The 15607-nt window shown below is 37.7% G+C and carries 9 protein-coding genes; all 9 read left to right on the forward strand.

The genetic code is table 11. The features are described from left to right. Positions 1-22 precede the first annotated feature (22 nt). The 9 genes from MJY40_RS01260 to MJY40_RS01300 all read left to right on the forward strand — a co-directional run bounded on the left by MJY40_RS01260 (position 23) and on the right by MJY40_RS01300 (position 15369). Positions 23-1363, forward strand: coding sequence for a sigma-54 interaction domain-containing protein (locus tag MJY40_RS01260; protein WP_317855278.1), 1341 nt, complete (start codon positions 23-25; stop codon positions 1361-1363). Between the two features lie 472 nt (positions 1364-1835). Beyond that, positions 1836-3026: a CaiB/BaiF CoA transferase family protein gene (locus MJY40_RS01265; protein WP_317855279.1), complete on the forward strand. Its 1191-nt coding sequence runs from the start codon at positions 1836-1838 to the stop codon at positions 3024-3026. Between the two features lie 44 nt (positions 3027-3070). Then, complete coding sequence (locus tag MJY40_RS01270; protein ID WP_317855280.1) at positions 3071-4258, forward strand: CaiB/BaiF CoA transferase family protein; 1188 nt, start codon at positions 3071-3073, stop codon at positions 4256-4258. Positions 4259-4374: 116 nt separating this feature from the next. Continuing rightward, entirely contained in the window at positions 4375-6018 is a 1644-nt protein-coding gene (locus MJY40_RS01275; RefSeq protein WP_317855281.1) for a BCCT family transporter, read from the forward strand. Between the two features lie 691 nt (positions 6019-6709). Further along, a complete protein-coding gene (locus MJY40_RS01280; protein WP_317855282.1) occupies positions 6710-7903 on the forward strand; it encodes a CaiB/BaiF CoA transferase family protein in 1194 nt (397 codons plus the stop codon). A 21-nt stretch (positions 7904-7924) separates the two neighbouring features. Further along, positions 7925-9106 (forward strand): CaiB/BaiF CoA transferase family protein, encoded by a 1182-nt coding sequence (locus MJY40_RS01285; RefSeq protein ID WP_317855283.1) that lies wholly within the window; start codon positions 7925-7927, stop codon positions 9104-9106. Between the two features lie 75 nt (positions 9107-9181). Then, on the forward strand, positions 9182-10759 hold the full coding sequence (locus MJY40_RS01290) for a BCCT family transporter (RefSeq protein WP_317855284.1): 1578 nt from the start codon (positions 9182-9184) through the stop codon (positions 10757-10759). A gap of 140 nt (positions 10760-10899) precedes the next feature. Next, the gene (locus MJY40_RS01295) at positions 10900-12270 is read left to right on the forward strand and encodes a sigma-54 interaction domain-containing protein (protein WP_317855285.1); all 1371 of its coding nucleotides are present in this window, start codon (positions 10900-10902) and stop codon (positions 12268-12270) included. Between the two features lie 189 nt (positions 12271-12459). Then, a complete protein-coding gene (locus MJY40_RS01300; RefSeq protein ID WP_317855286.1) occupies positions 12460-15369 on the forward strand; it encodes a leucine-rich repeat domain-containing protein in 2910 nt (969 codons plus the stop codon). Positions 15370-15607 lie beyond the last annotated feature (238 nt).

Consider the following 15607-nt stretch of genomic DNA (forward strand, 5'->3'; position numbering starts at 1 on the left):
GATGATATAGGAGGTGGAGTCTATGATTTTGGAAAATTCGTTGGATTTGGAAATATTAATTCGCTTGTTGGATGGTGTATATGACGAAATCACCATATGGGATAAAAATTGTAGTATTATATATATCAACAATGCTTCTTATCGCCATTTTGGTGTATATCCAAAAGAAATTTTGGGTGTGCCTGTGCAAGAATATATTTACACAGAAAAATATTGGGAGCCCATACGTATCATTGATATTTTCAAAACAAAAAAGACAACCATACAGAAACATATCTACAGATTTGGAGCACAAGTTATGACCACATCCATTCCATATTTAGACAAAAATGGAGATGTGGAATATGTGGTGCAAATTTCCAGAGACTTGGACGAATCTGCCTATGAACGATTGGATTGGGATTTTTATACCGATTATCCAGAACCAATTGAACGATTGGATCGCAAAAAAAATATCATTTATGCAAGTAAAAAAATGGATTTGCTATATCAACATATGATCAAAATAGCAAAAACAGATGCAACGGTTTTGGTGCTTGGAGAAACAGGAACCGGCAAAAATCTCATAGCGAGAGCCATACATGAAAATAGCGAAAGAAAAAACGAACCATTTATTTCTGTCAATATGGCATCCCTCAGTCCTTCTGTTATGGAAGCGGAGTTGTTTGGCTATAGCAAGGGTTCTTTTACAGGTGCTTTGGCAAGTGGGAAGAAAGGGATATTGGAAGCTGCTAATGGTGGAACACTGTTTTTGGATGAGGTGGGTGAAATTCCCTATGAACTCCAAGCAAAATTTTTACATGTATTACAGGACAAAACAATTTTACCAATAGGATCCACAGAATCCATTCAGTTGAATATTCGCATCATTTGTGCAACCAATCGCAATTTGCCAGAGTTGGCAGAAAAGGGGCTTTATCGAGATGATTTGTATCATAGAATGAGTGTATTTAAACTTTTGATTCCACCATTGCGAGAAAGAGCAGAGGACTTCAAACCTTTGGCAGAGTATTTCTTGCAATTGCTCAATAAAAAATACAATAAAAACGTTGTGTTTTCCACAGAAGCATATGAAATTTTGAAAAAACATACATGGAAGGGAAATGTGCGTGAGCTTGCAAATGTAATTGAATTTTCTGTGGTAATGGCAGATGGCAAAGAAATTCAAATGGAGGATTTGCCAGATGAATTTGCAGATGTAGCAGAAGAAAAGCTTGTTGCAACAGAGGATATTTCTTTGAAAGATATGGTTGCAGAATTGGAAGAACGTGTGATTATGGAAGCATACAACGAATATAAAAGCAGTAGGAAAGTAGCAAAAAAACTAGACATTAGCCAAACAAAAGCAAATCAAATGATATGAAAATATCAAAGCAGAGAAGAAACAGAATGATATCAAGAAACTGTATTTGAAAAATATGCAAGTCCTCATGGATTGGGTCAAAGCCAATGGATGGGGGCTTTTTGTTTTGCAAAAAAATAGTATATGCCATATGTATGACAGAAGAAAAGATGCAATCACTCATTGCAATGGTGAGTATAAAAAATTCGTGTGAGTGAAAAAAACTCATTTTTTGAAAGATAAAAGGCATTTTCCCTTTGGCTTGGAACAGAAAATAAAAAAATGGTGTAGCAAAAATAACAAAATCAAAAAGGAATATCTATGGATATCCATAAAAAAATATTGGATGTGACAATATGGAAATAATTTACTTTAGTTGGCATGGTTCTTGCTTATATATTGGGTAACACAAGTGAATTTGTGTTTCGGTATTTTTTATATTTCACTATTGATATGCGGGAAGCAACCATCATGGAAAAGGAGCGATGTGATTATGAAACCGTTAGAAGGAATTAAAGTGTTGGATTTTACACAAGTACATGCAGGCAGCCTTGGTACCATGCTATTGGCAGATTTTGGAGCAGAAGTCATTAAAGTGGAAAGAATTGGTGTTGGTGATATTTCTCGTTATTGGGAACCAATGAAAGATGGAGCCAGTGGCTATTTCGCTTCCATCAATCGTAACAAAAAAAGTATTTCCATCAATGCTGCATCTCCAGAAGGAAAAGAAATCATTGAAAAACTAGTCAAAGAAGTGGATGTGGTTACAGAAAACTTCAAACTTGGCAGTATGGAGAGAATGGGATTTACCTATGAAAAATTCCAAGAAATCAATCCTGGTATCATTTATGCAAGATTGAATGGATATGGACAAAAAGGATCTTTGAAACAAGCAATGGGTCTTGAAATTCAAATGCAAGCAGGTAGCGGTATGATGGAAAGAACAGGATTTGCAGGTGGACCACCCGTCAAAGTTGGTGCAGCAATCAGCGATCATACTTCTGGTACATATATGGCAACAGCAATTGCACTTGCATTGGTGGAACGAGAAAAAACAGGAAAAGGACAGGTTATTGATATTTCCATTTTGGATTCTTTGTTCTCTTTGATGGAAGCAAATGTAGCACAATACTCTTTGAAAGGTGTGGCATCTGAAAGAACAGGAAATGGATATCCAGGTGCAGCAGGTTATGACACCTATCAAGCAAAAGATGGTTACATTGCCATTGGTATTTCCACAGGCAGACAATGGAAAACCTTCTGTACAGTTATGGGTATGGAGGATATTTTGAATAATCCAGACTATAAAACAGCTGCATCGAGATGGGATTTGTATGAAACTTCCCTTTTGGCAGAAATCGAATCCTACACAATGCAGTTTACAAGAGATGAAATCCAAGAAAAACTTTGGTCTGTTGGATTGCCTTGTGGTGCTGTTGCAACACCAGAAGAAGCAATGGAAAGCGAACAAGTCAAAGCACGTGAAATGGTTGTAGATATAGACGATTTGGGTGTTGGTCCTATGAAAATCCAAGGTGTTATTGTCAAAATGGAAAAAACACCTGGTTCTGTAGATGCAAGTGCACCCCTTAGAGGACAAGATACCATTCATTATTTGGAATCCATTGGCTATTCCAAAGAAAAAATTGAAGCATTGCAAGCAAACAATATCGTTGAATTTTAACTGGCTACCATTGTGAATGAATATGTGAAAAGGAGTGACTGAATATGGCAGTTTTGGATGGAGTAACTGTAATTGACTTTACACAAGCATATAGTGGACCTTTTTCTACCATGCAGTTGGCTGATTTTGGAGCCAATGTTATTAAAATTGAAAGACGTGGTTATGGAGACCAATCAAGAGAATGGGAACCATTGACAGAATCAGGAGAAAGTGGATATTTTGCTGCTGGCAATCGAAACAAAAGAGGGATTGCATTGGATTTATCCAAAGAAGAAGGGGTGGAATTGGCAAAAGCATTGATTCAAAATGCAGACATTGTTGTAGAAAACTTCAAAGTGGGTACTATGGAAAAATTGGGACTTGGCTATGAAGAAGTGAAAAAAATCAATCCAAATATCATTTATGCTTCCCTTTCTGGATATGGACAATATGGTCCACTTTCCCATTTGGCAGCATATGACAACATCATCCAATCCATGTGTGGCATTCAATATGCAACAGGTTTCCCAGATGGCATTCCAACAAAAGTAGGTCCATCCATTGGTGATAACTTGACAGGTTTGAACTTGGCATTTGGTATGATTGTTGCCTATTATAACCGTCTCAAAACCGGTGAAGGTCAAAGAATAGATGTTGCTATGTTTGATGCTTTGTTTGGTATTTTGGAACCAGCAATTATCTGCAAATCTATGTATAACATTGACACAGTACGTGTGGGAAATGAAGAACCAGGTGCATTGGTACCTTATGGTGTATACCCTTGTAAAGATGGATATTTCTCTGCTGGACTTGCAAGTGATGCTGGTTGGGATCGTTTCTGTGTGGCTATGGGAATGCCAGAATTGGAAAATGACCCCAAATATGCTACAAATGCATTGAGATGCCAAAATCTAAATGAATTTAGAGAAATTTTGTTGGAATTCTTTGGTGCTCACACAAAAGAAGAATTGGCAGAAATCTTCACAGCAAATAACATTCCAAATGCACCATTGCGTAATATGGAAGATTTGGTAAACCTTCCTCATTTGCAAGAAAGAGATATGTTGATTCCAATCAATGACAATTGTGTTGGGGAATACATTGCAATTGGTAACCCAATGCATCTATCAGACACACCACCAGAATATAAATATGGCTCTCCAAGAATTGGACAACATACAGATGAAGTGCTTGCAGAAATGGGTATTTCCAAAGAAGCAATTGCAGAATTGTATGCAAACGAAGTAATCTAATTGCATTTTATATGTAGATAGGTATTCTGTTGGGTACTTATCTACATCTTGTATTTTTTAGAAGGAAGATTGGATTTGAAACACACTGTTGATATTATGTACAAGGAGGTTTTGTTGTGAAAAAAGAAAATTTGAAGCAATATGAAATGCCCCTGATGATCATTAGTATCGCTATTATATTATTTTTAACAGCGATGCTTACAATTTTTCCAGACCAATCCAATGCACTGGCAAATGATATTTTCCAGATACTCACTAGAACATTTTGTTCCCCTATGGTATTGATATCCGTAATCATTACAACTCTTTTTATTGGGCTTGCACTCTCTAAGTATGGAAATATTCGCTTGGGAACTGGGAAACCTGAGTTTTCCACATTTAGCTGGTTGGCTATGATCTTCTTTTGTGTAAATGGTGCTGGTACTATGTACTGGGCATTTATTGAATGGCCAAATCTCTATTTGGCAGCACCACAATTGAATGGAGTTGCCATTTCTGATGACTTTGCTTTGGAAATGTCCACTGCATTGAATTTATACAATTGGGGCCCCAATGCCCTTGTATGGCTTTTGATCTTCAATGTACCATTTGCTTATTGGTATTATGTAAAAAAAGAAAACACATTGCAATTATCCGCTATTTGTGCACATGGTTTGCCAAAGAAAATGCAAAGTCCTATTTTGTCTAAGGTCATTGACTTTGTATTTATTTTCTCAGTGGTAGGTTCCATTGCCATTACAGCAGGTTCTGCTGCTTCCACAGTTGGGATTGCCATTGCAAAGGTAATTGGCATTGAGTACAAATTCACAATTGCTTTCTTGGTACTGTTTATTACAGCATTGATTTTCTCTTTGTCCTCATTTGTAGGGATAGATAAAGGTATGAAAAATCTTTGTGACAAAAATGTATATGTGGTTATGTTTATTTTGGTTGTTATGTTGGTTGCAGGAAATGGCAAATTTATGATTGACCAAGTAACAAACTCCTTCAGTATTATGGCAGACAACTGGTTTAGAATTTTGCTTTGGACAGACCCTGTTACACAAAATTACTATCCACAAGACTGGACCGTCTTTTACTTTATTTACAACCTGGTATTTGCACCTTTGACAGCTGTATTTGCAACCAAAATTTCTCGTGGACGTACCATTAGAGAATTGACATTTGGTTCCATTGGTGCTTGTGCATTGGGTATTTTCTGTTTGCATGGTTTCATTGGTACATATGGACAAAGTTTGTTGTTGGATGGTACATTGGATATCGTTTCTATGGTTGCAAATGGAGATACTGCCCATGTTGCGTCTGAAGTTATGTTGACACTTCCTTTGCCTAAAATCATGTTGGCTATTTATTGTATTTGTACCATCGTATTCCTAGCTTCTACATTGGATGCATCTGCTTTTTCTTTGGCAGCAGCCAGCTCAAAAAAATTGGCAGCTGGAGCAGAGCCCAATAAATTCATCAAAATGGTTTGGTGTATCGTTTTGATTGGTATTCCTACAGGGATTGCTTTTGCAGGAACCAATACAAATACACTGAAAAGCTTTGTGCTTGCATTTGGTGTTCCATTGATTCTTTTGATTGCTGTATGTTATAGAGGTGTTTTTGCTGACTTGAAAGAACATTATAGCTGCAAAACAAAGGAAGAAATTATGCTAGAAGGTTATGATGCAGAAATGTTACAACAATACAAAGAAATGCGTGAAAAACAAGTTTCACCTGAACTATATGAATACACACAAATTGGCAAAAAGAAATAAAATTGCGTGTCGAAAAGTCGACACGCTAACTTGAAATCAGGATTTCAAGTTGTAGTCATAGGTAAAAAAGACGATTTCCTCGCACAAGTGCTTCTACGAAGCACCTAGAAATCGCTTTTGTCCTCAACGAAATGCGATTTCGCCTGCGGATTAAAGTCTGCGACGCAAAAAGAAAAAAGAATTTTGTTTTTTAACTGTCTGTAAAACTGTAAGCAAATTGCATCAATTTTAAAATTATGGAGGGCTAAACTTGTTTTTTGAAGGTAGTCCTCTTATTTTATAGGTTTGCCAAAACATTTATTTTTATTTTTTGATATTCAAAACCTTGTAGAACAGAAAAGTGAATCAGTTTGAATCCATTTCAACTCAAAATTACATATTGTCAATTTGGGATGAGTCAAAAGCAACTCAACATGCAAAAAAAGAGAAAAAAGGAGTGAGGAATGGGCAAAATAAGAGTTGAAAACAACTCAAGTGGAGATTTTGAAAAATGGATCAGGAGTTGATTTCTGGACAAGAAAAAAATGAGTTTCTACAAATGTGATAAAAAAATGAGCCAAAAGCAATTCAGAAAACTTGGTTTTTGTGCAAGATTATTTTTGACAAAAAATGAATGTTGGCACGCATCTTGCTTTATATAGAAGCATAGAAACGAACATAGTATCCGTTGAACGAGAAAGGGGCATTTATCATGAAACCATTAGATGGGATTAAGGTAGTAGACTTTACACAAGCACATGCAGGAAGCTTGGCTACAATGATTTTGGCAGACTTTGGAGCAGAGGTTATCAAAATTGAAAGAGCAGGCGTTGGCGATATGGCAAGATATTGGGTGCCAATGAAAGGCGATGACAGTGCGTATTACACATACTTGAATCGAGGTAAAAAAAGCATCAGCTTGAATGCAGCATCTCCAGAAGGAAAAGAAATCTTGGTGAAACTCATCAAAGATGCAGATGTACTTTGTGAAAACTTTAAATTGGGCAGTATGGAAAGAATGGGATTGACTTATGAAGAAGTGAAAGAAATCAATCCAACCATCATTTATGCATCTCTCAATGGTTTTGGTCAAACAGGACCTATGAAAAATACAATCGGTTTGGATTTGCAACTCCAAGCAATGAGTGGTTTGATGGACAGAACAGGATTCCCAGATGGAGCACCCACAAAAGCAGGTCCTGCTATGGGGGATCAACTCAGTGGTACATATATGGCAATGGCAATCAATTTGGCATTGGTACACAAACGAAAAACTGGTGAAGGTCAAAGAATTGATATCTCCATTTTGGATAGCTTGTTCTCCATTTTGGAAGCAGCACCAATGACCTACTGCTTGACTGGTGAAGTTCCTGAACGTGTGGGCAATTCTTACTTGGGTATTTCTCCATATGATGCTTTGGAAGCAAAAGATGGATATGTGGCAGTGGGTATCTCCACAGATAGACAATGGGGCAAATTCTGTACAGCCCTTGGTATGGATGAAATTGGTGCAGATGAAAGATACAAAACAAATGAATTGCGTGGCATTCACTATGAAACAGGTTTGAAAGATAAAATTGAAGCAGTGACCAAAACCATGTCTAAGTTTGATATTGAAGCAAAACTGCGAGATGCTCGTTTGGCTGGCGCAGCAGTTTACACCGTTGCAGATGCAATGGCAAGTGACCAAATCAAAGAAAGAGAAATGTTGCAAACGGTAACAGACAAAGCTTTGGGTGAAGTGACTATGCCAGGTACTGTCATCAAAATGAGTGAAACACCAGGTGGCTACACAGAAGGAGCACCACTTTTGGGTGAAAATACAACAGAATACTTGACACAAATTGGATACAGTGCAGAAGAAATTGCAGCACTGGTAGAGAAAAAAATCATTGAGTTGGCATAAATGGGAAGGGAGATTGACAATATGAAAATTTTAGAAGGTTTGACTGTAATTGACTTTACCCAAGCATATAGTGGTCCATTCTGTACCATGAACTTAGGTGATTTTGGTGCTAGGGTAATCAAAATTGAAAGAGCAGGCGTTGGTGACCAATCCAGAGAATGGACGCCATTCAAAGATGGCAACAGCGGTTATTATGCAGCAATCAACAGAAACAAAGAAGGTATGTCTTTGGATATCAACACAGAAGAAGGAAAAGAAATTGCTTTGCGTATGATTGCAAATGCAGATGTGGTTGTGGAAAACTTCAAAGTGGGTACCTTGGATAAAATGGGACTTGGTTATGAAGATGTGAAAAAAGTCAATCCAGAAATCATTTACGCTTCCATTTCTGGTTTTGGACAAACAGGTCCATTGAAAGACTTGGCAGCTTATGATAACGTAATCCAAGCAATGAGCGGTATTATGGAAATGACAGGTTTCCCAGATGGCGTTCCAACTAAAATTGGTCCTGCTATTGGCGATAACTTCACAGGACTTACCATGGCTTTGGCAATCACAATGGCATATTACCATAAACTTGGCACAGGTAAAGGGCAACGTTTGGATGTTGCAATGATGGACACTTTGTTTGCAATTTTGGAAAGCCCAATTTTGTTCAAAACATTGCTTGGTGAAGATTTGTCTCGTGTAGGCAACTGTGATGTGACATTGACACCATATGATGTATATCCTTGTAAAGATGGTTATTTCTCTGCTGGTTTGGCTGGTGAAAGTGGTTGGGATCGTTTCTGCAAAGCAATTGAAATGCCAGAATTGGAAAAAGATCCAAGATTCATTGACAACGATACCAGATGTAAAAATTATGCAATCTTAACACCAATTATGACAGAGTTCTTCTTGACCAAAACAAGAGCAGAACTTGCTGATATTTTCACAGCAGCAAAAATTCCAAATTCTCCTGTTTCCACAATCCCAGAATTGATGGAACATCCACAAATTGCAGCACGTGAGATGCTTGTACCTATGGTAGACCCTGGTGTAGGTGAATATTTGGCAATCAACAATCCAATGAAATTGTCTGTAACTCCTGCATCCTTGGACAAACCAGCACCACTTATGGGTCAGGATACAGAAGCGATTTTGGAAAGTTTTGGATACAATGCAGAAGAAATCAAACAATTTGCAGCAAATGGAGCAATTTAATCGAATTTGAATCATCTTGTAGGGACACCCCTAGCGGGTGTCCGCATATAAAACGAATTGTAAGGAGGTACAGGTATGGAGAATGGGAATAAGCGTAAGCTGACGGAACAGTATGAAGTTGTATTGATGGTCATTAGTGTATTATTCATTGGGGCTATGGTAGTTGGTTTGACTGCATTTCCAGAAGAAGGAAAAGCAGTTGCAGCATCGGTATTGGGATTTTTGACAGGCACATTTGGTTCCACCATGCAATTTATAACAGTTGGTATTATTATATTTTTGATTGCCTTAGCATTTTCCAAATATGGTGACATTCGTTTGGGCAATGAAAAACCGCAATATTCCACAATGAGTTGGGTTGCAATGATGTTCTTCTGTGGGAATGGTGCTGGTACTGTATACTGGGCATTCCTAGAATGGGGCTGGCATTTCAACGCTGCACCACAATTGGGTGGTGTGGAAATCAGTGAAGCAATGAATTATGAATTGGCTATGGCATATACATTCTTTGATTGGGGTCCATCTGCTTGGGCACTGTTGTGTGTATTTGTTTTGCCATTTGCATATCATTATTACATCAAAAAAGACAATGAACTCCGTTTCAGTCGCCTTTGTAAATATGCAGTAGGTGAAAAAGCAACAAAAGGTTTCTTTGGTAAAGTGGTTGACTTTATCTTTGTATTTGCAGCAGTAGGTTCCATTGCCATCACAGCTGGTACATCTGCAACTACAATCGCTGATGGTATCTCCAGTTTGACTGGTTTGGAATCCAATTTCACAATGGCAACTACCATTTTGCTTTGTGTTGCTGTTTTGTATTCCATTTCTTCTTTGGTTGGTATCGAAAAAGGTATGAGAAGAATTTCTGACTGGAATGTATACTTCTGCTTGGCACTTTTGGGCTTCATTTTGATTTTTGGTGGCTACACACAATTCATCATTGACTCCATTGTCAATGCACTTGGTGTTTTGACCACAGAATATGCTCGTATGAGTCTTTGGACTGACCCAGTTGCACAATCTGGTTATCCACAAGCTTGGACTACATTCTACTTGGTGTATTGGTTTACATTTGGACCTTTCACAGGCTTGTTTGTTGCAAAAATCTCCAAAGGTCGTAAAATCAAAGAAATCATTGCAAATATGTTGATTTCTGGTTCTGCTGGTTTGGTATTGTTCTTTGGTATCGTTGGTGGTTTCCAACAAGGTTTGCGTATGGATGGTATTTTGGATGTGCCTGCAATGTTGGCAAATGGTCAAGGTCCTGCAATTGCAACAGAAACCATTCGTTCATTGCCACTTTCTAGCATTGCAATGGTGGTATATCTCGTGGTTATCATTTTGTTCTTGGCAACCACATTGGATGCATGCTCCTTTACATTGTCCTCCACAATTACAAAAGATTTCCAACCAAATGCTGAGCCAAACAAAGGCTTAAAATTCATCTGGTGTATCGTTTTGGTTGGTTTGCCTATCGCTGTTAGCTACATTGGCACCGATATCGACACCATCAAAGCAATTGTATTGACCTCTGGTTTACCACTGGTTGTCATCTTGGGAATCATTTACTATGGTTTCCTACGAGAAATGAAGAATGACTTTGGCAACAAAACAAAGGATGAAATTTTGCAAATGGGACGTTTGGAAGAATAATCCTCACATTTTGTGAATCAACAAGTACATATAGTATAGTAGGAAAGCGCAGGTATCCCCCTTAATACTTGTGCTTTCCTTTGTTTGTAAAATGTGGTACACTCAAAAAAAGAATGGATATTTATGGAAGGAGGAGGAAGATGTTACAACCAAACAGCTTGAGTTTTGCAGAGTTTGTGAGACTTTTGGATGAAGCATATGATGAAATTTGTATATGGGACAAAGAGCAGCGTCTCATTTATATGAATAAGGCTTGTTATCGTCATTATGGCTTGTTTCCAGAAGAAATGATTGGCAAAACAGTAGAGGAATTGACACAAAAAGAAGAATTGTGGTGGCCAACTTGTGTACCTGAAACCATGGAAATTCGAGAACCTGTTATCCAAAACCAAAAAACCTTCTTCAATACAAAAATGGTGACCATTTCTGTGCCGATTTTAGATGCAAATCAAAATGTGGAATATGTCATGCAAACGGTTCGTGATTCCAGTGAAAGTTTGTTTCAGATGCTTTCTGCTTATGGTGCTGTGGAAAACATTTCAGAACCCATACATACAAAAATCATTGGCAAAAGTCCAGAAATCAAAGAAGTGAAATCCCAAATCAACAAAATTGCTAGAACCAAAGCACCCATCTTGATTTTGGGTGAAACGGGAACTGGGAAAAGCCTATTTGCCAAATATATCCATGAAAAAAGTGAACGCAAAAACAAACCATTTGTAGCCATCAATATGGCAAGTTTGAGTCCAACAGTCATTGAATCGGAATTGTTTGGGTATCAAAAGGGAGCCTTTACAGGTGCCAACAAAGAGGGCAAAAAAGGTATTTTTGAACTGGCAAATGGTGGTACATTATTCTTAGATGAAATTGGTGAATTGCCCTATGATTTACAGGCGAAATTTTTGCATGTCATCCAAGAGGAAGAAATCATACCAGTGGGTGCAATTGTGCCAATTCAATTGAACATTCGTGTAATTTGTGCCACAAATTGTAATATGGAAGAAATGATTGCAGCAGGAAAGTTTAGAGAAGATTTATTCCACAGATTGAATACTTTTCAAATCACAATTCCACCTCTACGCAAACGAAGAGAGGACATTCCTGTTTTGGTTGCTTATTATTTGGAGCGATTCAATGAACGATACAAGAAAAATGCTTCCTGTTCAGAAGAAGTGTTGCAGGCTTTTTTGCGTTATAAATGGAGTGGAAATGTAAGAGAATTGTCCAATACCATAGAGCGTGGTGTGATTATGGCTGATGTTGGACGTATTGAAATTCATAACTTACAAGAAAGTTTCTTCAATATTGCCAATGTTCGAGAAGTGTGTACAGGGCTTCAGGGGGTAGAATCCTTTGATACAGCAGTGGAAGCATATGAAAAACGTTTGATTCTTTCAGCGGTACAGATCTATAAAACCAGTAGACGTGTGGCAGAGGCTTTGCAAATCAGCCAAACAAAAGCCAATCGCTTGATTCGAAAATATGTGACAACAGAAGAAATAATAGAATGAGAATATATGAGATAACCAAAGAACTCCCTGTCGGTATAAAAACTGATTGGGAGTTTTTGAATGTGGATCCATACAAATTATCCTTATATATTTGTTGGAAATCCTTGTTTTCTGGGGTTTTGGATGGTACACTAAAAAAAGAATGAACACTGACTTGGGTTGGTAGCGATAGAAAAAGGGGGATTTAGGATGAAAGGGATGAAAGGGCGTTTTTTGGCAAGTTTACTGGCGATTTCTATGATAATGCAGTTGGTGCCAGTGGTTGCATTTGGTGCAGATGAAATGGCTTTGGGTGTGCCAGCGGTGGAAGAAGAAATGGAGATTGTTGAGTTTCTGGAACCAGAAGTGGTGATGGAGTTAGCAGAAGTAGAAGAAGTAGAAGAGGTAGAAGAAGCAGAAGAAATAGATGCTGAATTGATGGAAGAAGTTGCAGAGATAGTGTCAGTATGTGATGTTGGTTCTTGTGGGGATAATGCGATATGGGTGTATGATGATACTACATATACTTTGACCATTAGTGGCACTGGGGATATGGAGGACTATACATTCACATCTGTTCCGTGGTTTAGCTATAGAAGAGATATAAAGAATGTTGTGATTACAGAAGGGGTAACCAGTATATGGAGTTGTGCGTTTTACGGTTGTAGCAGCCTAGAAAGCATCACCATTCCAGAAGGCATAACCAGTATAGGGGAGTATGCGTTTTATAATTGTAGTAGCCTAGAAAATATTACTATCCCAGAAGGCATAACGAGTATAGAGGATTCTGCGTTTTATAATTGTAGTAACCTAATAAATATTACCATTCCAGCAGGGGTAACCAGTATAGGGAATTATGCGTTTGGGTGGTGTAGCAGTTTAGAAAGTATTGTGATTCCAGCAGGGGTAACCAGTATAGGGAATTATGCGTTTCTTAATTGTAGCAGTCTAGAAAGTATCGCTATTCCAGAGGGAGTAACAAGTATAGGAAAGGATGCGTTTTCTGATTGTAGTAGCCTAAAAAGCATTATTATCCCAGCGGGAGTAACGACTATAGAGAGTAATTCGTTTTCATTTTGTAGCAACTTAGAAAGTATTGCTATTCCAGCAAGAGTAACAAGCATAGGGAATTATGCGTTTTATAAATGTAGTAGCCTCATAGGCATCACCTTGCCGGAAGGGGTAACAAGTATAGGGAGTTCTACATTTTATGAATGTAGCAACCTAGAAAGTATCGCAATTCCAGAGGGAGTAACGAGTATAGAGGGTGGAACATTTTGTGGATGTAGTAGCCTAGAAAGTATCATTATTCCGAAAGAAGTGATAAGCATAGGAAAACAAACGTTTGATGAATGTAGCAGCCTAACAGATGTCTATTACGCAGGCAGTGAGTCAGATTGGAATGCCATTTCAATTGATACGTACAATACATACTTAACCGATGCCACCATTCACTACAATTGGGGTGACAATAGCATAGGTTATGACTTTGTATTGCAATCAGACAACAATAGCTTTGTACATAGCAGTAATAGCAGTGGCTATGGTTTCTATGGCGTTACAGACTATACCATATCAGATGCAGCATACAACAATTTGACAAAAGGATTGAGTAGTGCAAAAATTGCAACCATTACAAGTGCTATGAACAGCAGTTGGGGTGGAAGTTGCTATGGAATTGCTGCAACAATGGGACTTGTGGCAGATGGTTCCCTTACGTTGAGTGATATTTCATCGTCTGGTACAAGTTCCTATTTTGAATTACCACTTCCTTGGAAGAATACGCAGTTGTTGGATAGCATCAACTACTACCAATTGTCACAATATATTATAGGCTCTACTGAATATGCAAGTATAAGTTCTTGTAGTGTTGTATTGAAGGCTTTGGTTGCATCGCTTGGTGATGGTGAAGTATCTATATTCTGTTATGGATACTATAGTAGCAGTGGTAGTGCAGTTGGACATGCTATTTTGGCAACGGATGTAACTGTGAATACAAATGGAAGTTATACAGTTACATTGTATGATATGAATTCTGTAGGATCCACAACAAGTGGCAAATTTACCACAATGACAGTATCCTCTGATTATAAAACTTTTTCTTTCTATTCCCCAAGTGGCTCTTTGATGAACAATGATTCTTGTCGTTGGTTGAAGCGTGTGGATTTGGATGAATTTGATTCTGTACAAGAACCATATGATGCACAACTATCCAGTGCAGAACAAACATTGATTTTAAGTGGTACAGAATTCAGTGTTTCCAATGAAGATGGCGAAACCATATCTATTGATGAAAATGGTGTTTTGACCATTGATATGGAAGATGCAACAGTGACCAATATCATTGCTTATGAAACCGCAGATGGCGATTCTTCTGCCAGTCAAATATTGATTTCAGTTCCCATCTGCGAGAGTTATGAAATTGCTTCAGAGGGTGCATATTTTGAAATGCAATTGGTTGGTATAGATGAATTTTTTGCAATTGAAGGCGAAGATATCGCAACTGTTATCATGGATTTTGATGATGGTATTGCAGTTTCTGGAAAAGAAGAAAAATATACCTTTACAGCGAGTATTTTGGCAAGTGGTTCTGAAGAAGAAGTGAATCTGGTTTCCATCAGTGCCACAGCAACAGCAGACACAGTGATTTCTGAAAAAGCAAACACCATTACAGCAGAATCTGAAGAAAAACTTACAAATCCGTCTATGGTTTCCATGACTGGTGTAACCAAAATAGAATTGTTGGATCAAGAAGATGAGGATGACACAGTTATTTCTGTCAACCCAGATGCAGATGAGTCTGGTGAAGTTGTAGAAGGTGATATCATCAATCTATTCAATGTTGCTATTTCTGGCAATGAAGTGACCTTTAAAGTGGAAATAGTAGGAGCTGTAAATGTAGCAGACCTAAAAGTAGCAATTGCTCTTTACAACACCGAGGGTCAAATGATATACCTCAATATAGAAAGTATCACAGAAGGACAAAACACCATTTCTATAGATTCCATGAGTTACGAGGCAGCAAAACTCTTTACCATGGATGCAAACAACAAACCAATTTTAACAGCAATTGACTTAACAGCAATTGACTTAACAGCAATTGACTTAACAGCTGAATAATCAATTGGATTTGTATTCAAAAATGATATAAACAGAAACCCTTATGATAGACGTTACAAGCCTATAGGGCATACAACAGTAGCGTAGCATAAGGGTTTTTGTATGAATTTACATAAATTACCAGATAAATATGCTTTTTTTATGCAGTCAGATGGATAAATATATAAAATAATGTATTTACAACAAATAAATTATACAATACGCATAAATTTAACGTATGATATGATGGACTTTTGTG

Source organism: Chakrabartyella piscis, assembly GCA_030067835.1.
GTDB classification, from domain to species: Bacteria; Bacillota; Clostridia; order Lachnospirales; family Anaerotignaceae; genus Chakrabartyella; species Chakrabartyella piscis.

Coding starts and splice junctions, on each gene's coding strand:
- MJY40_RS01260 (WP_317855278.1), top strand. CDS start 23: ATGATTTTGGAAAATTCGTTGGATTTGGAAATATTAATTCGCTTGTTG.
- MJY40_RS01265 (WP_317855279.1), top strand. CDS start 1,836: ATGAAACCGTTAGAAGGAATTAAAGTGTTGGATTTTACACAAGTACAT.
- MJY40_RS01270 (WP_317855280.1), top strand. CDS start 3,071: ATGGCAGTTTTGGATGGAGTAACTGTAATTGACTTTACACAAGCATAT.
- MJY40_RS01280 (WP_317855282.1), top strand. CDS start 6,710: ATGAAACCATTAGATGGGATTAAGGTAGTAGACTTTACACAAGCACAT.
- MJY40_RS01285 (WP_317855283.1), top strand. CDS start 7,925: ATGAAAATTTTAGAAGGTTTGACTGTAATTGACTTTACCCAAGCATAT.
- MJY40_RS01290 (WP_317855284.1), top strand. CDS start 9,182: ATGGAGAATGGGAATAAGCGTAAGCTGACGGAACAGTATGAAGTTGTA.
- MJY40_RS01295 (WP_317855285.1), top strand. CDS start 10,900: ATGTTACAACCAAACAGCTTGAGTTTTGCAGAGTTTGTGAGACTTTTG.
- MJY40_RS01300 (WP_317855286.1), top strand. CDS start 12,460: ATGAAAGGGATGAAAGGGCGTTTTTTGGCAAGTTTACTGGCGATTTCT.